This is a genomic window from Cytobacillus sp. FSL R5-0377, assembly GCF_038004385.1.
GTDB lineage: Bacteria > Bacillota > Bacilli > Bacillales > Cytobacillaceae > Cytobacillus.
The window spans coordinates 4,523,623-4,549,960 of record NZ_JBBORA010000001.1 but is presented as its reverse complement, the minus strand read 5'-3'; the positions used below and the strand labels follow the sequence as shown (position 1 = coordinate 4,549,960).

21 protein-coding genes are annotated in these 26,338 nt (G+C 39.7%); 6 read left to right on the top strand and 15 right to left on the bottom strand.

Annotated elements, in window-relative coordinates; genetic code table 11:
* Positions 1–29 precede the first annotated feature (29 nt).
* From NSQ49_RS23150 to NSQ49_RS23130, 5 genes are all read right to left on the bottom strand, one after another.
* Positions 30–1,238, bottom strand: a complete 1,209-nt coding sequence (locus tag NSQ49_RS23150; RefSeq protein ID WP_251284401.1) for a CaiB/BaiF CoA transferase family protein — start codon at positions 1,236–1,238, stop codon at positions 30–32.
* A gap of 76 nt (positions 1,239–1,314) precedes the next feature.
* Complete coding sequence (locus NSQ49_RS23145; protein ID WP_251284400.1) at positions 1,315–3,252, bottom strand: TRAP transporter permease; 1,938 nt, start codon at positions 3,250–3,252, stop codon at positions 1,315–1,317.
* A 15-nt stretch (positions 3,253–3,267) separates the two neighbouring features.
* Positions 3,268–4,245, bottom strand: coding sequence for a TAXI family TRAP transporter solute-binding subunit (locus NSQ49_RS23140; RefSeq protein ID WP_251284399.1), 978 nt, complete (start codon positions 4,243–4,245; stop codon positions 3,268–3,270).
* 20 nt (positions 4,246–4,265) lie between these two features.
* Positions 4,266–5,933: an L-aspartate oxidase gene (locus NSQ49_RS23135; protein WP_251284398.1), complete on the bottom strand. Its 1,668-nt coding sequence runs from the start codon at positions 5,931–5,933 to the stop codon at positions 4,266–4,268.
* Between the two features lie 25 nt (positions 5,934–5,958).
* On the bottom strand, positions 5,959–6,732 hold the full coding sequence (locus NSQ49_RS23130; RefSeq protein ID WP_159864578.1) for an IclR family transcriptional regulator: 774 nt from the start codon (positions 6,730–6,732) through the stop codon (positions 5,959–5,961).
* 352 nt (positions 6,733–7,084) lie between these two features.
* Between NSQ49_RS23130 and NSQ49_RS23125 the strand changes: the two genes are divergently transcribed.
* The 3 genes from NSQ49_RS23125 to NSQ49_RS23115 are packed head-to-tail and all read left to right on the top strand — an operon-like array spanning position 7,085 to position 10,032.
* Positions 7,085–8,332, top strand: coding sequence for a 3-isopropylmalate dehydratase large subunit (locus NSQ49_RS23125; protein ID WP_251284397.1), 1,248 nt, complete (start codon positions 7,085–7,087; stop codon positions 8,330–8,332).
* On the top strand, positions 8,329–8,826 hold the full coding sequence (locus NSQ49_RS23120; protein WP_159864584.1) for a 3-isopropylmalate dehydratase small subunit: 498 nt from the start codon (positions 8,329–8,331) through the stop codon (positions 8,824–8,826). Before NSQ49_RS23125 ends, NSQ49_RS23120 begins: the two co-directional genes overlap by 4 nt.
* Positions 8,827–8,853: 27 nt before the next feature.
* Positions 8,854–10,032 carry an MFS transporter gene (locus tag NSQ49_RS23115; protein WP_251284396.1) on the top strand — a complete coding sequence of 393 codons (1,179 nt, stop codon included), beginning with the start codon at positions 8,854–8,856 and terminating at the stop codon, positions 10,030–10,032.
* A 71-nt stretch (positions 10,033–10,103) separates the two neighbouring features.
* Here NSQ49_RS23115 and NSQ49_RS23110 read toward each other — a convergent pair whose 3' ends face one another.
* From NSQ49_RS23110 to NSQ49_RS23075, 8 genes are all read right to left on the bottom strand, one after another.
* On the bottom strand, positions 10,104–11,453 hold the full coding sequence (locus tag NSQ49_RS23110) for a purine-cytosine permease family protein (RefSeq protein WP_251284395.1): 1,350 nt from the start codon (positions 11,451–11,453) through the stop codon (positions 10,104–10,106).
* A gap of 96 nt (positions 11,454–11,549) precedes the next feature.
* Positions 11,550–11,879 carry a cupin domain-containing protein gene (locus tag NSQ49_RS23105; RefSeq protein ID WP_341071407.1) on the bottom strand — a complete coding sequence of 110 codons (330 nt, stop codon included), beginning with the start codon at positions 11,877–11,879 and terminating at the stop codon, positions 11,550–11,552.
* 1 nt (position 11,880) lies between these two features.
* On the bottom strand, positions 11,881–13,629 hold the full coding sequence (locus tag NSQ49_RS23100; RefSeq protein ID WP_251284393.1) for a hydantoinase B/oxoprolinase family protein: 1,749 nt from the start codon (positions 13,627–13,629) through the stop codon (positions 11,881–11,883).
* Positions 13,630–15,675, bottom strand: a complete 2,046-nt coding sequence (locus tag NSQ49_RS23095) for a hydantoinase/oxoprolinase family protein (RefSeq protein WP_251284392.1) — start codon at positions 15,673–15,675, stop codon at positions 13,630–13,632.
* A gap of 45 nt (positions 15,676–15,720) precedes the next feature.
* Positions 15,721–16,266, bottom strand: coding sequence for a helix-turn-helix domain-containing protein (locus NSQ49_RS23090; RefSeq protein WP_251284391.1), 546 nt, complete (start codon positions 16,264–16,266; stop codon positions 15,721–15,723).
* Positions 16,267–16,527: 261 nt separating this feature from the next.
* Positions 16,528–18,954 carry a DEAD/DEAH box helicase family protein gene (locus tag NSQ49_RS23085; protein WP_251284390.1) on the bottom strand — a complete coding sequence of 809 codons (2,427 nt, stop codon included), beginning with the start codon at positions 18,952–18,954 and terminating at the stop codon, positions 16,528–16,530.
* Positions 18,947–19,273, bottom strand: a complete 327-nt coding sequence (locus NSQ49_RS23080) for a nucleoside triphosphate pyrophosphohydrolase (protein WP_251284389.1) — start codon at positions 19,271–19,273, stop codon at positions 18,947–18,949. Before NSQ49_RS23080 ends, NSQ49_RS23085 begins: the two co-directional genes overlap by 8 nt.
* A gap of 38 nt (positions 19,274–19,311) precedes the next feature.
* Complete coding sequence (locus NSQ49_RS23075) at positions 19,312–19,557, bottom strand: hypothetical protein (protein ID WP_251284388.1); 246 nt, start codon at positions 19,555–19,557, stop codon at positions 19,312–19,314.
* A 239-nt stretch (positions 19,558–19,796) separates the two neighbouring features.
* Between NSQ49_RS23075 and NSQ49_RS23070 the strand changes: the two genes are divergently transcribed.
* From NSQ49_RS23070 to NSQ49_RS23060, 3 genes are all read left to right on the top strand, one after another.
* Entirely contained in the window at positions 19,797–21,383 is a 1,587-nt protein-coding gene (locus NSQ49_RS23070) for an AlwI family type II restriction endonuclease (RefSeq protein ID WP_251284387.1), read from the top strand.
* Between the two features lie 237 nt (positions 21,384–21,620).
* Positions 21,621–22,793 carry a DNA cytosine methyltransferase gene (locus tag NSQ49_RS23065; RefSeq protein ID WP_251284386.1) on the top strand — a complete coding sequence of 391 codons (1,173 nt, stop codon included), beginning with the start codon at positions 21,621–21,623 and terminating at the stop codon, positions 22,791–22,793.
* Between the two features lie 240 nt (positions 22,794–23,033).
* Complete coding sequence (locus NSQ49_RS23060) at positions 23,034–23,480, top strand: very short patch repair endonuclease (protein WP_251284385.1); 447 nt, start codon at positions 23,034–23,036, stop codon at positions 23,478–23,480.
* A gap of 11 nt (positions 23,481–23,491) precedes the next feature.
* Here the strand turns inward: NSQ49_RS23060 and NSQ49_RS23055 are convergent, their stop codons facing one another.
* Positions 23,492–25,303: an AIPR family protein gene (locus NSQ49_RS23055; protein WP_251284384.1), complete on the bottom strand. Its 1,812-nt coding sequence runs from the start codon at positions 25,301–25,303 to the stop codon at positions 23,492–23,494.
* Positions 25,304–25,306: 3 nt separating this feature from the next.
* The gene (locus NSQ49_RS23050) at positions 25,307–26,329 is read right to left on the bottom strand and encodes a PD-(D/E)XK motif protein (RefSeq protein WP_251284383.1); all 1,023 of its coding nucleotides are present in this window, start codon (positions 26,327–26,329) and stop codon (positions 25,307–25,309) included.
* Positions 26,330–26,338: the final 9 nt, after the last annotated feature.

The window sequence follows — 26,338 nt, the reverse complement described above, 5'->3', positions numbered from 1 at the left end:
GTATAACCATTTCTCCTTTTTCTCTTTTATTAAATAACCTTCTTTTCTTTAAGTTCTCGAACTCTGTTTTCATCCAATTCTAAAATGCCCTTGAGAATTTCCTCTGTATGTTCCCCTAAATCAGGTGCAATCCGATAGACTGATCCAGGAGTCTCAGAAAACTTAGGAACAATACCTGGCATTTTGATTTTCCCTAAACGAGGATGGGCAACTTCGATAATATTTTCGCGTTCCTTTATATGCTCATCATTAAAAATATCCTCAATAGATTGGATTGGGCTTACTGGAACTCCATGCTCATCGAGCAGTACCTGCAGTTCTTTTCGGGTCATGGTCTTTACCCAATCGGCAACAATTCCATTCGTTTCTTCAAATCGTTTAAGGCGCTCTGAATTTGTAAAATATCTCTCATCTTCGAGCATATCCTCCCGTCCCATTGCTTTAGCGAGACGATTAAATGTACGGTCCGAACTTGTTACGAGCACGACCCAGTGGCCATCCTTAGTTTGAAAGGTTCCGGCAGGACTTGAATGTCCGCTTAATCCAGGTGATCTTTCTTTTATAACTCCATTTTGATCATAATCAGCGACAAGGAATTCCATCATTCTAAACATCGCTTCATAAAGTCCTATATCTGCATATTGCCCCGTACCGCTTTCTTGACTGTCACGGTAATACAACGCTGTAGTTGTAGCAAAAGCTACGTAAATGCCTGTAATATAGTCTAATAATGAAAATGAGGGACTGATTGGAGGGCGATCAGGATACCCATGAAGATACGTAAATCCGCTATAAGCGGTTGCTGGTGTGCCAAACCCTGCTTTACTTGAGTTTGGACCAGTCTGTCCAAATCCTGTTACTCGAATCATGACTAATTCAGGATTTACTTTTTTAAGCTGCTCATATCCTAAATTCCATTTTTCAAGGGTTTTTGGCCTGAAGTTTTCAATAATAACATCTGATTTCATTGCCAATTCTTTTAAGATTTGCTGACCCTCTTCTGTATGCAAATCTAAAGTAATGGATTTTTTATTTCTTGCAAGACCAGGCCAGCGAAGTGGTTCATCCCCATGGAATGGGCCCATTTGGCGAAGAGAATCTCCCTTGCCGGGCATTTCCACTTTTATTACTTCTGCACCAAAATCCCCTAGCAAAGTTGCCCCAAAAGGAGCTGCAATCATAGTTGAGAGATCTAATATTCTGATGCCCGCTAACGGACCATTTGAGTTTATACTCATAGAAAAACTCCTTTAAGAATGTAATTTATAGGGAGACTAATGGAGTTTGTTGACTCTATTAGTCTCACCATCCCGTTTAAACAACTAATTCCTGATCCATTTCTGCCCTTTTTTTGCTTTTTATAAGCCTAAATTGATTGGCCGCAACCAGTGCAAATAATGAGATCCCGATAATATCTGTTAATAAACCACTTTTAATTAGGCATAATGCTGAAACTGCCATAATGACTTGCTCTAGAATCGTCATTCGGAGCAGCAAATATTTTTCCATTACAGATCCCACACATAAAACTCCAATCAAGGCTGTTATTAATGAAGGCAAGAGCTCCAATAGGGTTGAATCTGGTGACCATAACAAGCTGGGAGAATAAATAAACATGTAAGGAATAATAAACCCGACGATCGCAAGCTTTAATGCTGAGAATCCTGTCTTATTCGGGTCACTGCCTGCTATTCCTGCAGCAGCAAACGCTCCTATTGCGACAGGCGGCGTGACTGTAGAAAGAATTCCATAATAGAAGACAAACATATGGGCATAAATTGGCTCAATTCCCAAAGAAACTATGGCCGGAGCCGCAATGGCACTAGTCAAAATATAATTAGCTGTTGTAGGAAGCTCCATCCCAATTAATATGGCAAGGATCATCGTAAGGATTAAAGTGGTAACTAAATATCCGCCGCTCATTTTTAAGACGGCTGCTCCCATTGCCAAAATAGCACCGGAAAGGGATGATACACCGATAACAATCCCTATAACTGCACAAGCTGCGGCTACCGGAATCGCATTCAACGCACCCGATTGTAAAGCTTCTATTAATTTCTTTAGATTAATTCGGGTGCTTTTCCTGAATGAACTAAACACTATGGCCAACACAATTCCCCATACCCCGGCATACAAAGCGTCATATCCTTCAATTAAGAGATACACCAGCCCAACGATCGGGAAAAATAAATGCCCCTGCTCTTTCATGACATCCTTTAATCTTGGAAGCTCACTTTTTTCCAGCCCTTTTAAGCCAATCTTAGAAGATCTTAAATGAAGAATGACTAAGATACCTGAAAAATAAAGGATCGCTGGGATTAGCGCGTACCCAAGAATATGAACAAACGGTATTCCCAGGCTATCAGCCATTATAAAAGCGGCCGCGCCCATAACTGGCGGCATGATTTGTCCGCCTGCTGATGCTGCTGCTTCCACTCCGCCTGCAAAATGAGGTTTAAACCCGATCTTTTTCATCAAAGGAATCGTAAAAGTACCAGTGGTCACGACATTTGCAGAGGTGCTGCCGCTAATTGTTCCCATAAACGCACTTGAGATGACAGATACCTTAGCAGGGCCCCCTTTTGTGTGTCCTGCAATCGCCATGGAAACATCATTGAATAACTTTGACATTCCTGTTACTGATAGAAACGCGCCGAATAAGATAAAAAGGAAAATATACGTGGCAGAAACACCTAAAATCTGCCCATAAATGCCTTCACTTGTTAAGTAGAGATGCTGAACAATACGATCCAGTGAAAACCCGCTATGCCTTAGGGGCCCAGGAATCATAGGTCCCATAAAGATGTAGGCGATAAATATAAACGCAATAATAGGCAGTGCCTTCCCAATTGCCCTTCTGGCAGCTTCAATGACCATAAGGATATTGACTATCCCTATATAAGTATCAAGGGGGTTATGAAGCCCTCCTGTACTAATGTATTGAGGGTATCTCCAAACGAGATAAAGAGTACTGCCTGTGGCCAATAAGAGTAAAACCATATCAAAGAAAGTGATTCTGTGTTTAGGAGAGTTCTTGGTTGCAGGGAATAAAAGGAAGACTAAGGTTAGAATAAAGCTTAAGTGAATACTGCGCTGGATTAATGGAGCGAACGTGCCAAATGCTGCTGTATAAAGCTGAAAAAGAGATAACAATATGGTCAATATAGTGATGGAGACTTTCCACTTTCCAGTGAATTTCCTTCTCTTGCCAGTTAACGTTTGAACTGTCTTTTCCGTATTTCCTTTTTGCATTTACTGCACCTCCGATCACTTAATCGCGCCAACTTCCTTCAAATACTTCTCAGCTCCTGGATGCAGATCCACTACCATTCCGTTTGCAGCCGTTTCTGTATTCATCTGCTTAAAATATTGGTGGGCACTAATTAAGTCTTCTTTATTTTCATATAATTGTTTCATTACACTATAAACGACCTCTTCATCTACTCCATCATGTGCGACAAGAACAGATGCACCTGCAACGGTTGGAATCTCTTCCTCTTGATTTTCATACGTACCTGCAGGAATTGCAGCTGGTCCAAAGTCAGGGTATGCTTCAACCATCTTGTCAATAGCTTCCTGGCTCATAGGCAATAATTTAACATCACCTGTACGAAGCAGTTCCGATACTTGAGCACTTCCTACCCCAGTTCCATAAATGTGAACGTCAACCTGGCCAGTTTGTAAACCATCAGTAGCCTCCTGTCTAGTGCCATGGACGGCTTTATAATCATCTGGCGTAATACCATATTGTTCTAACAGCTGATTCGTATTAATCTCAATGCCGCTTGCAGCAGGTCCTACCGCTACCTTTTTACCTTTAATATCTTCAATGCTATCAATGCCGGCATCCTTTCTCACTAAAATATGAAACTCATTAAAATAGATGGAGGTAAGGCCTCTCATATTTTCTATTTTCCGCCCCTCAAAAGCTCCCGTACCTGTAGTGGCTTCTCTTAAAGTCCCAGACTGGACTAAGGCTAATTCTACTTCTTTCGTTCCTAGGAAATTTGCATTTTCAGCGGAACCACCTGTTGCTTGTGCGCTTCCAACAAACCCATCAACATGATCAGAAATAATGGTTGAAATAGCACTTCCTAGAGGAAAGAAATTTCCTCCCATACTAGCAGTGCCAATTCTTAAAAACTTTTCTCCAGATCCATTCGCTTCAGAAGAAGATGAACAGGCAGATAGGAAAAGTGACATGACTACTACAAGGACAAGACCAATAAGTGAGCTTTTTTTCATTAATTATGTACCTCCTAATGTTAATTATTTATTAATAATCCATCCAAAGGACGGTAATTGATTCCATCTCCATCTGATGATTTCGAATATTCAAAATTCCCAAGGAAGACTTCCCTCTCATTTGGATAATCTCTTCTCCAATGAGATCCTCTGCTTTCCTTTCTCTCGAGTGCCCCTTTGATGGTCAGCTTACCCACTGTAACCATATTGGATAATTCCTGATAGGAAACAACTTCCTTGAAGTTTCGAACAGCGATATTATCCAGGCTGGATTCTACTTTACAAAGCGATTTAAGTCCTGATCGAAGTGCCGATTCTTCCCTAACTACCGACGCACATCTCCACATGATGGTTCTCACTAATTCTTTCATTTCAGATAGGGGCACGTCGCCATTAGGATGAAGCTTTAATTCTTCCAATTTGCTGGTCAGATCCTGCGGGTTTATTTTTTCATGCTGGGTAACTGCTGCATATTCAGCTGCCGATTTACCTGCAATTCTCCCAAAAACAACAGTGTCAGCTATAGAGCTTCCGGAAAGTCTATTAGCACCATGTGTGCCTGTTGCAGCCTCTCCAGCTGCATAGAGGCCTGGTATGCTGCTCTCGCAATTAGTATTAATTTTTACCCCGCCTAAAAAGTAATGAGTGGTCGGTGAAACGATCACCATATCTTTCTTAGGGTTTACACCTTTTTTCTTAAGCTGGTTACAGAAATGAGTATACTTTGAATCCAGTACTTCTTCCGGAATGCCAGTGCAATCAAAATACACTCCCCCTTCGATTCCATAGCCCCTCTCTACTTCCTGAAATATAGCCTGGGCCATTTTATCCCTCGTCGCCGCCTTATCACCGCCTTCTACATACTTGTGAATAAATAATTCCTTATCCTTATTTCTTAATACTGCACCATCACCAAAAAGCGGGTTGGATGCAGGCATCTTCATAGGCTTAATCATCTGGGTAGGGTAAAATTGGACAAATTCCATATCCTTTAAGACAGCACCGGCTTCATAGGCAAGGGCATAGGAATCGCCGGTAATCCCAACCGTATTATTATTATGAGCGAACATGCCTCCTGCTCCTCCATTTGCTAAGATAATAGCTTTACAGGAGATCTCTATGAATTCGCTTTCATTTACATCAATGGCAATTGCTCCAGCAATCCTGCCATTTGCTGTAAGTAAATGAGTTACAGCTGTTTGTTCCAAAACTCTTATGCGCCTCTTGTTCACACTTTCGGATAAAGGTTTCATAAACGATAAGCCTCTAGCTAAATAGGAGTATCCATCCCATATTGTTGGGACAGAACGGGGATGAGAATGTCCTGGCGGCTGTCTTTTTACATACTGGCTATTTGTTTTAAAAAATTCCATGCCGCAGCTCTCCAGCCATTTTATCGTTCCCCCAGATAGAGAGGCCAATGTTCTCGTTAATTCCTTTTGATTTATGCCTTTTCCAGAGCGAATTAAATCATTAAAATAAGTTTCTTCAGAATCAGGGTTGCCCTCTTCTGGGACAACAACGGAAAAAGCGGATCCCGAAACGATTGTATTTCCGCTTCTTCCAGCCTTTTGTTTGCAAATAATCGTAATATCTGAACAGTGATTCGCAGCTTCAAGTGCAGCAATCAGCCCTGTAGAGCCTCCGCCTATAATGAGAACATCTGTAACTAGCTTCTTTCGTTCCATTCTCTCCCCCCTATGAATGTGGATATTAAAGCAGCTTATTCTTTAATTTGCCTTTCATAAATCCCATTTCTCTTGAAATCTTTTCACTTGCATCCAGAATGTCATGAATAAACTGTTCAACCTTTATTTCTGTAAATCTTACTAGAGGACCAGAGATCGTAATGCCTGCAATAACTTCTCCCGTGTAGTCCCTAATGGGTGCAGATATAGAGGCAGTTCCTTCCAGCCGCTCACTGAAGCTTGCGGCATAACCTTTTTCTCTAATATCAAAAAGCTCCAGTTTTAGATTATTTAAAGCAGATTCTTCCATTAATTCTTTTTGCTCTTTTAGTACATGTGTGATTATTTCGGGATCTGAAAAAGCCAATAATAGTTTACCTGATGCCCCTGCATGTAATGGAAGCAGTTTTCCTACTTCAGATACTTTTCTTAGTGCTTGATTTCCATCAATCCGGTCAACACAGACCCGGTTCGTTCCATGAACAATATTAATATTGACCGTTTCCTGTGTTTTTTCAGAAAGTCCCTTCATTATTGGCTTGGCAACATCAACCAGCTCCAAAGAACTTTGTACCACATTGCCAAGTGATAATATGCGAATCCCAAGCCTGTATTCATGCGTATACGGGTTTTTTTCCACCATCCCTTTTGCCTCTAAGGAAGCCAATAATCTGAAAACAGTTGATTTGGTTAAGCCCGTTTTTTGGCTTAACTCAGGAACGGTTAAAGCGGGATTCTCCATTGTAAAGCTGGTAAGGATATCAATGGCTCTTTCTACAGAACGGACTGTTTCACTCATTTTCTATTTCTCCTCTATTGTTCAAAATGGAAAGGTGTATAGGATTTCAATCCATTGTACGAAATTGATTATAAATATTTTATATATTCAAACCGCTATACGGATTACAAATCCAAATTTATTTGATTTCATCGTAAAGGAGTTCAAGAAGACTGTCAATAAAAAATTCTGAAAAATCTAATAGATATCTGCACAAACCTTGATATATCAATATTTGTAGAATGTATATTTTTCTAAATAATTTAAATAATCAAATATTATGTGTTGACTAACCGTTTTTCTATCCCGTAGAATGAACTTGCATTCCATTATACGGTTTGATTTGTTTTTATATTACAAAGGAGGGTTTATAATGGGTCAAACACTAATCGAGAAAATTGTTTCAGCACATGCTGATCAGCCCGTTTTCCAAAATGATATTGCGATCGTTGATGTCGATGCTGTAATGGCCTCAGACACCACAGCTCCCTTAACCATTAAGGGTTTTCGCGAAATGGGAGGATCGAAAGTCTGGGATTCCTCAAAAGTGGTTTTCGTCATTGATCATGCAGCACCGGCTCCAAATGAGCGGATTGCCAATCTACATAGTTTTATGCGTGATTTTGCCAAAGAACAAGGAATTACCCTATATGATGCCGGCAGCGGGATCTGTCACCAGCTAATGGTAGAGAACGGCCACGTAAAGCCCGGACAATTGGTGCTTGGAGCAGATTCTCACACATGCACCTATGGAGCTCTAGGGGCTTTTGCTACAGGAGTTGGCTCTACAGATCTTGCGGCAGTTTTACTGACGGGAAAGACATGGATTAAAGTACCTGAGACGATTAAAATTGAATTATCAGGGAAACTGCAGCCTGGAGTATCCGCTAAAGATTTAATTCTATTTTTGGTAGGACAGCTAGGAATTGACGGGGCCACTTATAAAGCCATTGAATTTACAGGGGAAGCTTTAACGAATCTAAGCCTGGACAGCCGTCTTACGGTTGCTAATATGGCAATCGAAATGGGAGCAAAGGCTGGGTTTGTTGATACCGAAGGATTGAACCTTCCATATGAATACAACGATATTAAGCCGGACAATGACGCCATTTATGAAAAAATCTATTCTTTTAATCTTTCAGAACTTGAACCTCAGATTTCCATTCCACACTCACCAGATAATGTAAAATCCATCTCAGAAGTTGAAGGAATTGCCATACAGCAAGCGTTTCTCGGAAGCTGCACAAATGGCCGGTTAGAAGATTTACATGCAGCGGCAAATATTCTAAACGGAAAAACCATTCATCCAGAAGTCCGTTTTATGATAGCTGCCGCTTCAAAAGAAGTTTACTTGAAAGCGCTTCAAGACGGGACTGCAGAAATACTGACACGATCTGGAGCAACCTTCCTTCCATCGGGATGCGGCCCTTGTGTAGGCACTCATCTTGGAGTGCCAGGAAATGAAGAAGGAATTATTTCCTCCACGAATCGAAATTTCAGGGGCAGAATGGGAAATCGACATTCCAATGTGTACCTTAGTTCGCCAGCCACTGTGGCTGCATCTGCTCTTTATGGAAAAATAACCAACCCTCTATCCCTCATAAAGGAGGCAATCCAATGATCCTGAATGGAATAGCCCATGTGTATGGAAATGACATTGATACAGACAGAATTATCGCCGGCAAATATACAAAGACACTAAATATGCAGGAACTGGCCGATCATGTATTTGAAGATTTGGATCCTGATTTCCGAACTAAGTTTCAATCCGGTGATATGTTGGTTGCAGGAACAAACTTTGGATGCGGATCTTCCCGGGAGCAAGCTCCATTGGCTTTAAAAAAAGCAGGTGTTTCAGTTGTGATTGCCAGATCATTTGCACGAATATTTTATCGCAATGCTATTAATATTGGTCTGCCAATCGTTGAAATCAAAGATCATACGATTAATGATAAGGATCATCTGCACGTTGATTTAAGAACAGGAGAAGTTCACAACCGTACAAAGTCAATAATCTATAAGGGGGCGGATATGCCTACTGTCATGATAGATATCATTAGGGATGGGGGATTAGTAGAGTACTTAAAGAAAAGAGGAACCTATCAGTTATCCTAATAGGTTTTTAAAAAGTGGTGGAGTAAAATGAAAATTGTTTTAATCGTTTGTATATCTGGAATCTATATGTCCATGATTATGGGAACTCGGCCAACGGTTTCTCTTTTTGCGCATGATATGGGTGCAGGCATAAATACCATTGGGCTCATCACCAGTTTATTTTCGTTGTTCCCTCTTCTATTCGCAATACTCCTAGGAAGACTAATAGACCAGTTAAATTCCAAAAAAACACTGCTTGCTGGAGGTTACCTTGGCATTATAGGCATACTCTTGCCAGGGTTATTTCCTAATTTTTTTGGGCTGATCGTATCACAGCTCATCGCTGGCTCCGCTCAAACAATCTTCATTTTAGCTGCCCAGGATTATGTAGGAAGAATATCTACCAAAAGAAACAGAAATCAATATGTTTCTTGGTTCAGCTTTGGTGTTGCTATTGGAACCTTAATAGGCCCCTTATTGAGCGGTATCCTGTCAGACTACTTTAGATTCTCCATTACCTTTTATGCCATGGCATTTATTGGATTTATGGGCTGCATTCTAGTCCATTTCGTTCCAAATCAAGAACCCGCCACGTTAAAAAAAGGAGAAAAAGCACCTGAGAACGGGCGCCAGTCTTTTGTGGATTTGCTGAATATTCCCGGTCTAAGACTGGCGTTGCTTTTTAGCACCTTAATCTTATTTTCAAAGGATCTATATTTAACCTTCTTTCCCATTCTTGGTGTGCAGTTTGGCTACAGCCATTTAACGATCGGCTTTCTTCTTTCGATAAACGGAATTGCGAGTGTAATCATTCGTTTTTATCTAAATCCATTAACTAACCGATATGGAACAGTTTCTGTATTTATAGGTTCTATGTTTGTTACTTGCGTTTCCTATGTTGCTTTGCCCTTTTTCCCTCAAATCATCATTGCAGGAATAATAGCATTCATACTGGGAATTGGACTAGGTATTGGCCAGCCGCTTTCCATTTCACTCACCATTCAAAACGCTCTAAATGGACGTGTGGCAGAAGCATTGGGGATTCGCTTGACTGTCAATCGATTAACCCAAGTTTTTACCCCTATCTTTTTAGGTGCCTTAGCAAATATCATTGGCTTAATAAATATTTTTATTGTCAGCTCAGCAGTCATCGCTTTAGGAACTGGCATAGCTCATAACAAAAGAAATAAAGCAACAGTCACAGGCACAAAGCAAAAGCCAATGTAAAATAAAAAAAAGGAAAAATCCATTTATGAGGACTTTTCCTTTTTTTATGGAATTATTGCAGTTTCTAAAGTTTATTGAGCTTTTAAATTATCAGAAGTAATAAGTTCTGGCTGGTTATTAATCTCTGTAAAGTGATCGGGTGCAACTCTTGCTTTAACTTTCATAGCTATCATATATACAATCCCGGCAGCAACAATTGATTGAACGGCAGGCAATCCAAATGAATATACGTATTGCGTGTAGTATCCAACCAAAGTTCCTACTGCTAATGCGATGGTTGCCATCCAGTTCCATCCGTTATTGTCGACCCACTGCTGTTTTCTGATAAAAAAGAAGTCAGCCATCATGATACCAGCTATGGCTGGATAGATTAAAGCAGTCATATATAAGAAGTCCATAAAATAATCAAGGATTCCCGCCAAGGCAATGCCTATGGAAACTATCGTACCAGCTAATGTAAGAAGTGCTCTTCCTTTATTAGAATTGACATTCAGCATGTTAGCTAAAGCCAATCCCATACTATAATTATTTACTAATTGACTCGTCCAGGTTGCTAACCATAAAATGAGAAAGCCCCAGATGGGAAAACCTAAATTCATCATAACATTGACAATATCAGCATCGCCCACTCCTATGGACATAATGGCTCCAACATAGAATAGCGGGAAACCTACTGCAATGATGCCTAATGGAATGAGTACGTTGTCTTTTACTTTCGGTTTTGCATAGCGGGTATAATCGGAGGCAATAACCCATTGAGAAACATTAATACCGATGACTAAACTAACGGCAGCAAGAAAAGTCATTTGCGGTTCAGGGTTCCAGGAAGAGATCTTTTCCCAGCCGATATTTTTTAAAGCATAGAAGATACCGCCCGCAATTAATAGAAGGCCAGCAGGGACAGCTAAGTAATCAGTCCATTTCATAGATGAATAGCCAATAATGGACGGAAGTGCAAATAGCAGACCAGCTACGATTGTAACAAGCGCCCAAAGGAACCACTGCGTCTTATAGTCAATTCCAAACATTGCTGAAATGGCATTTCCGGCAACTGCTGTCTGCAAAGCCCACCAGCCCATTGAAACGATAAAGATAGTCAATCCAACGATAAACCGTGCCTGTGTTGAACCAAAGCTAGTTCTGGCAATTACGGAAGAAGACCGGCCAGTTTTTGCCCCTATATAGCCTGCGAGCGCATTACCGATCCATTGGAAGACAAAAAGAGCTGCTGCCAGGATCCAGAATAGTTTTCCGAGTCCAAAACTGGCTGTTAACGTGGCACCTACCATTAACACCGGAATGGTAAATTCCAATCCCCCAAATATAACTGCAGGTGATATCCAATGCTGCCTCTCACTCATTGGCACAGATGCAAGAGCTTCATCTTTTCCACTGCTTTTCCTTAGAGATACATCTTCCATTTTTATTCAACTCCTATTAATTTATATCGGAATATTCTGTAAAATTTCTTTATAATAAAGACCTTGCAAATAGCAAGGTCTCTATGGTGAATAATGCTAGCCAACCAGCACCCAGACAATTTCACAATCTTCTTCACTGTCATTATAGGCAATATGCTCCTGCCCAGCGGGAATATAAGTTGCCTCCCCACTTGTTACCCGATAAGTTTTTCCATTGGTTTCTGTTACAATGGAACCTTTTACGATAATGGAATACTCATTCTCTGTATGGTTAGAAACACCAGTCAGAGGAACTCGACTTCCTGGTGGTATAACAATTGTACCCACTTTCAAGTCACCAGCCAGCGCTTTTTGTGAGAATACCGTTTTAAGTGGAACAGCCGCATTTGGATCGGCCTTAATACCTTCTATATTTAATACCTCCACTTTATTTCCCCCTCCGCTGACGATCTTCTGTTATACCTTCAACTTCATATGTTTTCTCATTTACTATGATCCCATAGCTTTCATTTGCCTGCGCAGCAGTGATATAGCCATTTTTCACATCTAAGGCTACTTTATCTGCAGGGCGTTTATATGGGTCTCCATAGCCGCCGCCTGTAGCGGTTACCAATTTAACGACATCACCTTTATTCAGCGGATACCTAGGATAAATTCCAAAAGGACCATCGACTTCTCCATTGGCTTTTTCAATATACACCTCATTTGAGGAACCATCCTGGCCATCCTTCATTCCCCATGGAACAAACTTATTGCGTCCAAATGTTACAGACACCATTTGGTTGTCACTTAATGCTTTATAAGAACGAATGACACCAGAACCGCCTATATATTCCCCTGCTCCGGCACCATCTGTATGAAGGCTGTACTCGTCAACCATTACTCCATACCTGGTTTCCGCCACTTCCACCGGGACATTATAGGTCTCTCCATCACCAATACAGAATTGTCCCCTGGCACCATCCTGACCTTCAGAAGCACCCCAGCCTCCAACTGATGGTTCAACAATTAAGAAAGGTTCATTTGTATCCTGATGCTGCCCTGATAAGACAACTGAACAAACAGATAATAAATGTCCCGCATTAAGCCTATGAGGAACAACCGGAGCAAGGGCTTTCCATATCAAATCTGCTCCCGCAAGCATACTCTCCCAATAGATTGACACAGGGGCAGGACGTTCTGCGGAAAGAACCGACCCCTTATCTGTAATAACTTCTAATGGGCGGAAAACTCCATCATTTGCATCCTGCGAAGGATTCGTAATCGCCAGGAAAATCGTTCGAACAGCAGAGACCAGTGCAGTATAAGAACAGTTAACAGGACCTGGAACCTGAGGGTGACTGCCTCTAAAATCAGCAACGAATTGATCATCGGTTATAGTTACTTCCACTTTAATCTTGAAAGGGCCATTTCCGAAACCATCATCATCAATAAACCCTTCTGCGTTAAAAGTGCCTTTTGGCAATTTGCTTAGCTCCTGACGTGCAAGCTGTTCACCATGATCAAGCAGATAATCTACTGAAGATAAAAATAATTCTTTCCCATGCTTTTCACATAATTCCTTGACTCGTTTTTCACCCGTTTTCAGTGCGGCAACCTGTGCCCACATATCCCCTAAGGATAGTTCCGGAAAACGCACATTCGCTTCTATGATATCGACAATCGCCTGGTTTATTTCACCTTCATTAAAAAGCTTTACACTCGGAAATTGTAAGCCTTCCTGAAAAATGTCTGTAGCATCATTACTGAAGGAGCCTGGATCTTTTCCCCCTACCTCTGTCCAATGGGCTTTATTGGCCGAAAAAGCAACAATTTCTCCATCAAAGAATATCGGCATGACCAATCCAACATCCGAAAGGTGTGAACCGCCACCGCCGTATGAGTCATTAATGATAATGATATCGCCCTCTTTTAACTTTCCGTCCCCAAACTTTTTGAGTGTTTGTTTAACCATGTCAGACAGCATCCCGATAAATCCGGTTACACCATTACCTTGTGTCAATAACTGCCCCTTTGCATCGGTCAGGCCGCTGGCGTAATCCAATACCTCGTAAATAATCGGGCTCATTGAGGTTTTAGCAAGGGCAATAAACATCTCATCTCCAATAGCAACCAGTGAGTCTTTCACAATCTCAAGTGTAAATGGATCAACTTTACTCCGAACAACCTGTGTCATTTATTCCACCCCTGTTTCAATGATTAAATTCCCATACTCATCTACAGTTAAGGATTGATCAGGATAAATTACTGTAGATGCAGACGGTTCCTCTACAATGGCAGGTCCAGAAATCTTCATGCCTTTACCAAATAAGCTGCGGTAGTAAACCTTCGTTTCCACCCATCCGCTGTCCTCGAAATAGACTGGACGAATTTCTTTGTAAGCCTCTTGTGCATCGCTGCTTGCAGAAGTTAACCTTTTTAGTTCAGGCTTCAATACCTTCCCGAATGCTGTTAGGTGCAGGTTGACAATTTCTGTTGGAGTCCCTTCAAGCTTAAAGGTGTAATGCTGTTCGTGCAGGTCTCCAAAGCGTTCAACTACCTCTGTAATGGTTTCTTCAGACCATTCCCCATTCGGAACAGGAACCTTTACAGTATGTTCTTGACCCAGATAGCGGATATCCGCAAATCTTGTGAATAACACATCTTCTTCTGAAACTCCCTCTTCTTGATATTGCTTGAGTGCTTGAGTCTCAATTGAATTCCATTCTTTATTTAGCTCACTAGGATCTAATTGGTTTAATCTTCTAATGTATGTCTGGATATAATCATGCCTTAAGTCAGTCATGAGCATGCCCCATGCCGAAAATACAGAGGACGCAACTGGAACAATAACCTTCTTAACACCAAGCTCCTTAGCCAATGCCGGTGCATGCATCGATCCTCCACCGCCAAAAGCCACCAGTGAGAATTCACGAGGGTTATGGCCCTTTCGAACCGAAATAAGCTTCAAGGCATTTAGCATATTGGAGTTTGCAATTCGAATAATGCCTAATGCAGCTTCTTCAACAGACATGCCGAAATGATCGGCAACCTTCTCTTTAATGGCAGCCTTCACTTTATCTAAATCTACTTCATAATCAAAGTTTTCTGGAGAAAGTCTTCCCGTAATCAGGTTCGCATCAGTGGTTGTCGGCTCTGTGCCACCTTGGCCATAGGCCACTGGTCCTGGCAAAGCTCCTGCAGATTGAGGACCCACCTTTAATGAACCTGCTCCATCTATCCATGCGATCGAACCGCCGCCATTTCCAATCTCAACGATATCAACTACCGGCACCTTGATTGGATAGCCCGCACTGCGCTCATTTTTTTCAATGAAATAATCAGTAGAAACCTTAACCTCTCCCTGATTAATCAGGGAACACTTTGCTGTAGTCCCGCCGATATCAAAGGCAATAATATTTTTCTCATCCAGGATTTCACCAAGTACAGCAGCACCATAAATCCCAGCTACAGGACCGGACTCTACCATATTAATTGGCGTTTGCTTTGCACTATTGAAGGTCGTTGTACCGCCATTAGACTGCATAATGTAATTTTGGCTATCAGTCTCGTTTTCTATTAATTTATTATGTAATCGGTTCACATAGGAGGCAGCAATGGGCTTTACATAGGAATTAAGAACCGTCGTACTAGTTCGCTCATATTCCCGCCATTCTTTTGTTACCTCATGTGATGCCGTGACAGCCACTTCCGGCCACAGCTCTTTAATCAAATTGACAGTCTCAATTTCATGAACCGGATTTACATAGGAATGTAAATAGGCAACTGCGATCGCTTCCACTTCTTGTTCCTTAAAATAGTCAATAATCTCTTTTAATTGTTCCTTATTTAACGATGACAGCACTTCTCCTTTATAGTTTAAGCGCTCTTCTACTTCCTGACGTAAGTACCGCTCAACAAATGGAACCGGCTTTTGATACCTGACATTAAATAAATCCGGACGATTTCCACGCGCAATTTCTAGTACATCCCTGAAGCCTTTAGTTGTAATCAGACCTGTCTTTACACCTTTTCGTTCAGTAAGAGCATTAATAATAACAGTAGTGCCATGAATAAAAGTCTGGATAGCCCTTTGGTCTATCCCGCTTTTCTCAATAACATCGATAACCCCCTTTTCAAAATTGGGAGGTGTGGTATGGCTTTTGGCAACCCCAATCTCACCATCTTCATTGACATAAACCAGGTCAGTAAAAGTTCCGCCAATATCAGTAGCTACACGCATGATACTCCACCTTTCTGTATTAATAGATTTATTGATAATGGCCAATTAAAAAATAACTGGCGTTAAAACACAAAGTAATTTTGATTCTTCACCTATCGGATTTTCAACTGTATGCGGGTAAGTGGATGGGAAATGAATGGAATCACCTTCGCGGATCACGTATTCCTTTCCATCTACATGAAAAATAACAAGGCCTTTTAACACGTAATAATATTCCTCGCCAGCGTGGCCAAACTGCTGGGTCTGTTTTTGATTGGGTGCTAATGTTACCAGGAGCGGTTCCAGGCTTCTCCCTGAAAAATCACCATTCAATCGAACATAGGTAAATTCCGACCCCTTGATAGTAAATGGCTTGTGCTCGCTTGCCTTCACCATAAAATTCTGATTGGGTTTCTCATCTTCGAAAAACTCAGAAATTTTAACATTCAGTGCATCCGCTATTTTTTTCAATGAAGTAATAGCTAGTGAGGTTGCTCCTCTCTCCACTTGAGAAAGAAAGCTGATTGATAAATCAGTGCGTTCACTTAATTCTTTTAAGGTATAGCCATTCTGAAGCCTTAAATCTTTAATTTTCTTATAAATTTCTTCCATAATGAACTCCTTTGAAGCAGTACTGAAAAATTATAGTGTAGGTATAATGTAATTTAAGTATTACTGTAATTAAGAGTATAATAGCATATAAGTTTTTGAATTGAAAGAAAATTTTTAATATATATTTAGCGGTGAAAATTCTAAATTTGAAAACGAGAGATGCGCCTCTTTATTAAGAAGACCTTCGCAAAGGCTTTTTTAGGGCAATGTACGATATCAAATAAAAAAGAACCGATCTCCTGATCGGTTCTTCGTAATTTCTTAATTAATTGACGAACTGCCCTTCCGCTCAAAATGCCAATGTAATCTATATTCGCAAATCTCCCTGGTCCAATTATATAAAATCTCTTCATCTTCCTTATGAACATCGAAAGCCAATTTAAAAATTCCATCTTCGAAACTAGTCAGCCCCTTTGAACTGCCGCTCCATTTACTCATAGGCATTCGGCTGATTAAACTGCTTACACTTGTTTGATCATAATCCCATAATTTCTTAGATGCTTTGTCCGAAAAATCAATTCGCTTCCGGTGTTCTTTCTCCATTAAATAGTGATGGAAAAACGGTGCAGCTTCTTCTGGAGTAAAAGAATCATACCAGTGATCTTGCCCTCTCTCGAGCATTGCCAGCAGTACAACCATTTTATAGCTTTTTGCCATTCCAGTTCTTTCAACCTCTATGAACCAGTCCTTATATCGGTTGTACACTCTTTTCTCACTTTCATCTAACTCTTCTGCCCATGCCAGGAAGCCGTGAAAAGATTTAAATTCCTGCTTATATTGGACAGAGTCTGCCGCACCTTTTAGATGCAATTCCAAATAAGTCGGTCTTCTGCCTAATTCGAGTTTTAATTCCTGGTATTCTTGAAGAAGCTTTTCCTTACGCGGCTGCTTCTTCTTTGTCATTTCTTGCAGAAGATTAATGACTTGAACATCCAAATTCATTTCACATAATTCCGGAAGCATCGGTTCCAGTGTTCTGTTTGATCCTTTTTCTGAAGTATCAAATAAGCTTAACTTAATATCTGCATTTCGGTAATTACCAATCAAATCGATTACAACGCAATGGCTCTTTGAGTCATGAAGACGAAGCCCACGGCCGATTTGCTGGGTAAACACGGTTAATGATTCTGTAGGACGCACAAATAATAGGGTATCTACAGCTGGAATATCTACTCCCTCATTGAATAGGTCCACTGTGAAAATGACATCTAATTCTCCGACTGCTAATTTTTGAATGGCATCCTGCCTGCCTATATTAATTTGTTTTGAGTGAAGAGCAACTGTTTTAAAACCTTTACTATTAAAATAGGTTGAAAGAAAATTGGCTTGTCTTATAGATGAACAAAATCCAATTGTTCTTGTCTGCTTCTTGTCCAGCCAGGCTTGTAATATCTTCTCAGCCATATCATCCCGCAATTGAAGCTGCAGCAATTCCTCTTCATTATAACGGTTCCCTAGCCAGGTGATTTGACTATAATCAGTATCATCATATACACCATAATATTTAAATGGAGCAAGCCATTTACGTTCGATTGCATCCAAAAAATCGAGACGGAAAGCGACGTTCCCATCACAAATGGCATAGACATCTTTGTTATCGTTTCGATCGGGAGTCGCAGTTATCCCCAATAAAAAATCAGGTCTAAAATAACTGAGGACTCGTTGGTATGAGTCAGCTGCAGCATGATGAAATTCATCTACGATAATTAAATCAAATTCATCCGGCTCAAAAGCCTTTAAATGGCGCTGCATACTGAGCGTATAAATGGAAGCAAATATTGTATCTGCATTTTCTTCTTTTTGCTTTCCATTGTATATCCCACCTGTTCGTTCAGACATTATTTGATAAAACGAATTTCTTGCCTGATGAAGGATTTCTTCTAAATGGGCAATAAATAGTACCTTTTTAAATTTCTGTGCAAAGAAGCCCGCTAAATAGGTCTTCCCAAGTCCCGTTGCCATTACAACCAATGCCTTGTTATAATCTTCCTCTAGTGTTTTATTTAATTCTTCCAGTGCATCTAACTGAGCAAATCGAGGCTTGATCTCTCCATAAGCTTCTTGTTCTTCTCGAACTACCACTTTTGTCTGCAGTTCTATCTCTCTTTCCGAAGGGAGCATTAAGTCTTTTTCTTCCATCTCTGACCACTTTGCTGATAAATTAGGGTGCTTTTGATGATAGGAGGCATAATTTAGACGATAATTCTCTAGTGTTTGTTTATTTAATGGTAGAGTTTGATCAGCATAAAAAAGATGTAAAAACTGTTCAAGTGCCTCATTATAATTTTCAGATTCATCACTGACGGACAGATTCCACTCCACGCCGTTACTGAGGGCAGATTTTGAAAGATTGGAAGAACCCACTATAAAGCAATCATGTGAATCATTTTGAAATAGATAAGCTTTAGGATGAAAAGATGTCCCATTACTTCTCCAAATACGGATTTCAATCTTCTCATGAATGCATAATAAAGCAGCAAGTGCTTCTGGCTGTGTAATATATAAATAATCACCTGTGCAAATTTTTATATCAGCGCCACGTTCTGCAGCTTTTTTCAAGTGATTCGCAAGAAAGCTAACCCCTGACCTCATTGTGAAAGATGTCAGAATACAAATAGAAGAAGCAGACTCAATCTGCTTCAACAAATGTGTTCCCAACTGATTGGTGATTAACTGGACGTTACTCATCTTCAACCTCAATTAAAAAAATCTTCTCTTTGAACCCTCCGCGCTTTTCTGCTTTTTGTTTACGGACTTCCTCTACCTCTTCAATTGATGCACCATGGTACTCAGCTAGGGCATGGATGATTTCCAGCACGTCGGCTAGTTCTTCGATGGCATCCTCATTGTTATTAGTTTCTACGTACTCTTGCAGCTCTTCGAAGCCTTTTTTCTTTAACTCTTTTATGTATTCGTTATCATCTAGTATTCTTGTTGAAAATTTCTTTCCGGTTTTTTCGATTATTTCTGGGATTTGGTCACGGACTAGTTTGTTGTAAGTTGGCATGTAATAACCTCCATTTATTAGTATGTTTTTCTACTTATTCATGAATTAATGTTAAATTCTTCATTTAATATACTTATTAAAATTTTTGCTGTCTCTTTGTCTAGTTGTAAAGACTGACTTATTTTCCCTTTAAACTCTCTAATGTTTGATCCATATGTGTCTAGCTGAAAATATTTATTTCCTTTGTTATCAAAAAAAGTAGAAAATGAACAATCTACATTTTGATGTATTAGGTTTCTTGACTTGTTTATCTTAAATAATTCATCCCCTATAATTCTAGCCATAAAACCACCTCAATTTTTAAATAAATTATTATCACTAATAACTATTATAAAACGATTTATACAAAATGAAAATTTCATTAAATAATATTCACTACTAACCCCTAAAGTTAATATTTCATAAAACAGTTAGTTCTAATATCATACAAATATTACAATATTTTTCTATTTTTATATAGTAATGTGATAAAATAATATGTATGTAAAAATTAATTTATTAAATAATTCGGTGGGTGTTACTATTGATTAACAATTGGCATGTACCTAGAAATAAAAGAAAATTGTATCCAATTGTTCCTTCACTTTCAGCTTTTTCATTACAAAACTTAGGCGACATTTGGGTAAAAGACATAAACCGACAATTGGATTTTGAAGATATTTTAGAAGAAAAGGGGTTAAAAAGAAAAGGGACCAGAAGGGATCAAAGAGGTGGCGGTGCAAGAACATATGAAGCATGGGTTTACTCATTAGGTCTTATTTTTGAAGAGACAGACAGCAAGAAGACACTTTTAACAATGGTGGGTGAAGCGTTGGTAAATGGGGAACCTCCTGTACCCCTAATAACAAAGCAGCTCATGCAATTTCAATATCCATCCCCTTATTCCCTGCGTAGACGTGTACAAATAAATGAGAGATTTAAAATTCGTCCATTTCGTTTCTTACTTCGGCTACTTTTAGATGCACGATTATCACTTTGTGCTGATAATATTAAACCGGTACTAACTAAATCTGAAATTGGTTGTATTGTTTCCATTGATGGTGAAAATGAAACTGACAAATGTTACGAGAACATTGTCCAACGAATATTACAATTCAGAGAAACTGGATATGATGCATTACCAGATGGCTTTGAACAAAACGTGCCTAGTACTAATACCGGTATTCGAAACAGAGAAGCAACAATAAAAGCGTTAGAAGATAATGCTAACACCTTTATCAATTATTTAGAATACACACAGCTCGTTGTAAGAGACGATCCTAGAAAACCTATTTACATTCCTGTAAATCGTATTGACCAGGCCAGAGCAATAGTTAATGACGGAACCACAATAAAGGTCCTGAATAAACAAAATAAATACTGGAAAGAAAATTTCCAAAGAAATTATGGACTCTTACAAAGTAAAAGTCGTGATAATCGTAGATTTGATGATAATAAAATTACAGAGAATATCATTATTGAAAGAATGGTTAGGAATGAATTTTTACATGTAGCAAGAGAAACTCCTATTTCTTATATTACTGAAGAAATAATGGGAACCGTTTCCACACATACTGGTATACCGTTGAAACAAGTTCAAAATGTCCTAGATCAATTCCGGGTTGATACTTTTAGTTTATTTGAAACGAATTATGTTGATATGGCATTTAGCGGCAGAGAGTTCGCTTCAGAGTTTGAGCTAGCCACACTCGATGTTTTTCGAGAACTCGGTTTCCTCTCAGAGCACGTTGGTACAAAACCTAGAAATCCTGATATTTTTATAGAATCACAAAGTGGATATTCTGGGATTATTGATAACAAAGCATACCACGTATTTTCTATTACTCATGAATATGAGCTTAAGATGATAAATTCTTATCTTCCAATATTCCAAAAGAATAACCCTAATTTAAGCTTTTTTATGTACATTTCTGGCGGATTTGGTAAAAACTTTGATAGTCAAGTGCAAAAAATTGCTTCAACTACAGGAATAAACGGCTGTGGTATTAAAGCAGCAGATTTTATGAAAATACTTCGTAAACATCAAATCAAACCTATTGATCACCTAAGACTAAAAGATCTTTTTGAATGTAATCGACTGATTAGTGCTTCAGATTTAGTTTACCTTTGATTTATATTTAAAAATCATTGAAGTTGACTTTAAGCACCACTTACTAAAAACAATATTAGATAATTATTTGAGTAATAATATGCCATTTACAATGTAATATAGTGCATAAAATGAAAGATTATTCTTAGGCATCCTCATTGTCGAATACTGATAAAAACGATAAAATAAGAGTAATGAATGGATAAAACAATTTTTAACATAATGTTTCTCCAAAGAAAGTAGAAGGTGAACATCAAAATGAAATTTCGTAAAGGCGAATTATTCTGTGGTCCAGGCGGCTTATCGTATGGAGCAAGTAAACCAAAGGTAAGAAATGACATGGGCGAAGAATTTTTCGTTGAACATACCTGGGCAAACGATATTGATGAAAATACATGCCGAACCTTTGTCCATAATATTTGTCCTGACAAACCAGAGAGTGTAATTTGTGAGGATGTTCGAGAACTTGATATATCTAAATTGCCTCCTATTGATGCATTTTCTTTTGGATTTCCATGTAATGATTTCAGCAACGTGGGTGAAAAGAAAGGTTTCAGTGGAAAATACGGTCCTCTATATATGTATGGAGTCAACGTATTAAACCAATTTAGTCCTCAATGGTTTTTAGCAGAAAATGTTGGTGGTTTAGAAAGTGCCAATGAAGGCAGTGCATTCTTGCAAATCCTAAATGATCTGGAAGAAGCTGGAGAACATGGATACGTACTTACTCCTCATTTATATAAATTTGAACAGTATGGAGTTCCTCAGGCGCGCCATCGGATAATAATTGTAGGTATTCGAAAAGATTTAGATGTAGAGTTTAAAATTCCGGCCCCTACTCATGAAGCTCAAACAACATGGGTAACATCCAAAAGGGCTTTAGAAAGTCCGCCGATTCCTGAAAATGCTTTTAACCATGATTTTACTCGTCATCAAGAAAAAGTAGTGGAAATGCTTTCTTATATCCCTCAAGGTGGGAATGCATGGTCAGAAGAAATTCCTCAAGATTTAAGACTAAATGTTAAAGGAGCAAAATTAAGTAATATTTACAAACGTCTTCATCCTGCTTTTCCTTCCTATACAGTAACGGGGTCAGGTGGAGGCGGTACACATATGTATCATTACAACGAGCCCCGTGCACTTACGAACCGTGAGCGTGCAAGACTCCAAACCTTCCCTGATCATTTTGAATTCTTAGGTGGAAAAGAATCGGTACGCAAACAAATCGGGATGGCTGTTCCTCCATTAGGTGCACAAGTTATAGTAGAAGCTGTTTTAAAGTCTTTTGCAAAAATCCCTTATGCATTTATAGAACCAAAATGGAAAGGCGAAGTGCAAAAAGTGTTGGAAAACAACATAAAGAAACGTAAAGAAAAGGCAGCCGGAAAACAGCTGGATATGGATAAAGAGCTTCAGGAACTTACAAAATAAATGTAATTAGAAACTACAAATAAAAATACTTATAAGACCGATACAAGAAACCCAATAAGCTTATCCTTAGCATTCTCTAAAATATTTTCCCTTTTAATTGAACTGCACCCCACGGTGCAGTTTTTTATTAAGTTTAGACTTTCAGATAAATCCAAATCACACATATATCAAAATATTCGGTGTAACTATCGTCCATGCTGGGTAAAATTCCAATATAAACTCAAAACCGGACGTGATTTCATGCCTGAAAAAATAACAAAAGAACAGCGATCTAATAACATGAGAGCCATCAAATCTCAGTCTATGCTGGAAAATGCCATCACAAAGGCTCTCTGGAGGCACGGCTTTCGGTTCCGTAAAAATGCGAAAATGTTCGGCAAACCGGATATCTCCATAAAGAAATATAAAGTCGTCATCTTTATAGACTCTTGTTTCTGGCACTGCTGTCCGATTCACGGGAATATGCCCAAGTCCAATCAGGAGTATTGGACAAAAAAACTGGCTCGCAACGTGAGCCGGGATCAGGAAGTAAATCAGTTTTATCATGAAAACGGATGGAAAGTGATGCGCATCTGGGAGCATGAGTTCAAGCAAAACTTTGATGTTGCAGTTGATTCCATCGCGGAATTTATTAGAACCAATTCAGCTTTAAAGGAAAAACACCCTGAATCTTTATCAGAAGATTAGGGTGTTTTCTGTTAAATTAAGTTTTTCAGTTCCTGGGAGCAGGTTTCTTTAAACTGAATCCAGCAAGCTTCCTGTTTCGCCCACTGTGTCACGTTCCGCTCTCCAGCAGATTCTTTCAGATAGAACAAAGTCTTATCTGCAATGGTGCGTACGATATCATCCCATTTCTCTGATAGCGCCTGTTCTTCCCATACACCAACCATATCAATTTGCTCTCCGTATAGGTGGTGAAGCATTGCCACTGTATAATAAATGACGTTTGCCTTGTAGCCTCTCAGCTTCATTTCATCAACGATTTCTTTGACGCGCTGATTAATGATGGCTCTCGCAATTAATTTTTGATAGACGGATAGAGTAATCTTATCCTGTGTGCTGCCGCTCCAGAAGGTCTTGTTCAGGTCCATGAACTTCTTGAATGCTTCCTCGCCGCCCTTACTTGAAACGTGAGGATAGCCTTCCCAAGACATGAAGTATTTAGCCAAATCGACTTTTGTAAGGACCTTATCTTTCGGGTACTGCTTTTTGAAATCTGTCTGTTCTTTTCCGCGCTTGCGGCGGTTGATGTCCACCATATACTGGCCTCTGGCACGCTCGAAGTACCATTTGCTTTCTGGCCTTCTTCCGTCTTTTGCCGGAATCCAGATATTGCGCGAGAATTTCTCCAGATCAGACATGAATCGTGTATTGGCCAAAAGATCAGATTTATTGATCTTGTTTTGCGTATTGGCATATTGTGAAATGCGGGAGATCATTTCATCTTCCAGCAGGTGCTGATCCTTCGAAACGAATTCATTAACTTGAAGGATTGTCAGTTTTGCCTGGACGTAGACATCCTTTAGGCTGATTCCTTCCTTATAAGCCTTGTGAATGGAAGCCGTTGTCTGGCCGCCATTGACAATTTGCCAGCCGCTGAGGCCTTTGATTTTATATTGATTCACTCCATCTTTTACAGTCTCAAATTCACCTGTACGCGCCACGGTTGATATCCCGTTGTTATAGGCCACAAACATCTTGCGCTGGAATGGATCATTTAGCGTATCGCGAATGCCTTTGTTGGTTCCGCCCCTTGCCTGAAGGAAAGAACGAACATTTCGCTCGACCAGCTTTTGGCCCCATTCATCATAAGCTTTAGCAAGCAATTCAGCTGAAATATAGCCAACATAGCAGTCAAATTCCTTTACTCCGCTAGATGGATCCGGGACAAACATCATCTCGAATGTTTCACCGTAGTCTCTCTCAAAATCAATGTAATCGGTCTCGACAGCCTGCTCGGAAGTGATCAGCTGCTGGACTCGGTCAATATCCCAAACCTGGACGTTCACCGTTTCGATGCCTGGAATTGTCATCTCTACCGGCTTATTTGAAGAATAATACAGGTTTGTCACTACAAAGATATTGATCTCATTAATTTTCTCCATCTCTTCATCTATGACTTTAGCAAGATCATAAGCTTCTAATGAATGGTCAATGGTCTGAAGAAGAGACTTTGCATTTGTGACAAAGCGCTTTACCCGATTGGCAATTTCCGTGACAGCAGTCATATTGATAGTAAGCAGATCTTCTTCGTTCTGCTCAAAATTGTAATCGGCCACATACAGGTCTAAAACTTGGTTCTCATCATCATAAGAATATGCATTCACAGCAATATTTTTTGCCGTATCTTTATAAGGGGGAATAAGGATTTCCGGATCGTCAGGCCTGTCCATAAAGGAAATCATTTTCTCCAGGAATGGAACCTGATAGCTGCCCGTTTTTATTGCTTTTTCTTCTAGCTCCTCCATGAAATCGAGGAGAAATTCTTTTCTTTGTCTAGTTTCTATCATCTTTTACCCTTCCACTCTAAACATTTGATATATGGTTTCCGGATCTTTCTCATATTCCGTACAATGAGTCAGATCAATATTATAGCTAACATGGGAAATTCCCTTTGGCAGATGCTCTTTTAACAGTCGAGGAAAATCTTCCCCAGCTTCGTAAACCTCTGTTTTTTCCACAAAAAACAATGTATCTCCATATTCTTCTTCCCTAAAGCCGAGATCAGTCATTAAATCGCTGTATATAAGTGCAATTCGTTCAGATCGCTTTGCAAGCTTGGCACGGACCTGTCCGGCCAGTTCCTGAAGACTCATGCCATGTGTCCGGCTTTGTTCAAGAAAGCAGACATATAGATAAATTGAAGAAACGGCTTCACTTAACTTAAGCTGGTTCTCATTTGATATCTTAATGGTTTTGGATAACTTATCAATCACTGTTTTAATTTCAAGCCCGCACCTGGAACCTTTGAAGTCAATCCGCCCCTTGGTCGGCCCTTCCCATTGCTCAATAATGAGAGGGGGCTGGCCTGGGTGCTTGTCCAGCCATTCATTGATAAACCATAACTCACCGAATAGCCCCCGCTGCTGTTCATCAGAAAGCCGTTTAAATCCGCCTCGCTGAAAGAAAGTCCTCCATCTGTCAAGCACCTTATATACAGTAGAAAATAGCGAATCTTCCTTTTCAGCAATTAAATGTTCAGCAAGATTCTGGAGGACAACATCAAAAATTTCAGGGCTTTGTTCATCCTCTTGACGAATTACAAGAAAATAATGCTCTTTTAAGAGAAAGAGCTTTTCAAAGTATTCCACTTTGACAGACATGCCCCGCCATTTTGGAAGGGCTCTTTCCTGGCTGTCGTCCCATGCTTCCGTTCCGAGATCAATGTACAGCTGACGGTGATGATTTGCAGGATCAATTCCTGCAAACATAACAGGGCTCTCGTATGTCAGGACATTCAGCTTATATACCTCACTATCGTCCTGATTTTTAAGCTCTTGGATCATTTGTTCAAACTCTATTTTTAGGTTCAACACAGCTACTCT

What these genes read in the sequence shown, in the direction of transcription:
- NSQ49_RS23150 (WP_251284401.1), bottom strand. Translation starts at nt 1,238, where the DNA reads ATGAGTATAAACTCAAATGGTCCGTTAGCGGGCATCAGAATATTAGAT.
- NSQ49_RS23145 (WP_251284400.1), bottom strand. Translation starts at nt 3,252, where the DNA reads ATGCAAAAAGGAAATACGGAAAAGACAGTTCAAACGTTAACTGGCAAG.
- NSQ49_RS23140 (WP_251284399.1), bottom strand. Translation starts at nt 4,245, where the DNA reads ATGAAAAAAAGCTCACTTATTGGTCTTGTCCTTGTAGTAGTCATGTCA.
- NSQ49_RS23135 (WP_251284398.1), bottom strand. Translation starts at nt 5,933, where the DNA reads ATGGAACGAAAGAAGCTAGTTACAGATGTTCTCATTATAGGCGGAGGC.
- NSQ49_RS23130 (WP_159864578.1), bottom strand. Translation starts at nt 6,732, where the DNA reads ATGAGTGAAACAGTCCGTTCTGTAGAAAGAGCCATTGATATCCTTACC.
- NSQ49_RS23125 (WP_251284397.1), top strand. Translation starts at nt 7,085, where the DNA reads ATGGGTCAAACACTAATCGAGAAAATTGTTTCAGCACATGCTGATCAG.
- NSQ49_RS23120 (WP_159864584.1), top strand. Translation starts at nt 8,329, where the DNA reads ATGATCCTGAATGGAATAGCCCATGTGTATGGAAATGACATTGATACA.
- NSQ49_RS23115 (WP_251284396.1), top strand. Translation starts at nt 8,854, where the DNA reads ATGAAAATTGTTTTAATCGTTTGTATATCTGGAATCTATATGTCCATG.
- NSQ49_RS23110 (WP_251284395.1), bottom strand. Translation starts at nt 11,453, where the DNA reads ATGGAAGATGTATCTCTAAGGAAAAGCAGTGGAAAAGATGAAGCTCTT.
- NSQ49_RS23100 (WP_251284393.1), bottom strand. Translation starts at nt 13,629, where the DNA reads ATGACACAGGTTGTTCGGAGTAAAGTTGATCCATTTACACTTGAGATT.
- NSQ49_RS23095 (WP_251284392.1), bottom strand. Translation starts at nt 15,675, where the DNA reads ATGCGTGTAGCTACTGATATTGGCGGAACTTTTACTGACCTGGTTTAT.
- NSQ49_RS23090 (WP_251284391.1), bottom strand. Translation starts at nt 16,266, where the DNA reads ATGGAAGAAATTTATAAGAAAATTAAAGATTTAAGGCTTCAGAATGGC.
- NSQ49_RS23085 (WP_251284390.1), bottom strand. Translation starts at nt 18,954, where the DNA reads ATGAGTAACGTCCAGTTAATCACCAATCAGTTGGGAACACATTTGTTG.
- NSQ49_RS23080 (WP_251284389.1), bottom strand. Translation starts at nt 19,273, where the DNA reads ATGCCAACTTACAACAAACTAGTCCGTGACCAAATCCCAGAAATAATC.
- NSQ49_RS23075 (WP_251284388.1), bottom strand. Translation starts at nt 19,557, where the DNA reads ATGGCTAGAATTATAGGGGATGAATTATTTAAGATAAACAAGTCAAGA.
- NSQ49_RS23065 (WP_251284386.1), top strand. Translation starts at nt 21,621, where the DNA reads ATGAAATTTCGTAAAGGCGAATTATTCTGTGGTCCAGGCGGCTTATCG.
- NSQ49_RS23060 (WP_251284385.1), top strand. Translation starts at nt 23,034, where the DNA reads ATGCCTGAAAAAATAACAAAAGAACAGCGATCTAATAACATGAGAGCC.
- NSQ49_RS23055 (WP_251284384.1), bottom strand. Translation starts at nt 25,303, where the DNA reads ATGATAGAAACTAGACAAAGAAAAGAATTTCTCCTCGATTTCATGGAG.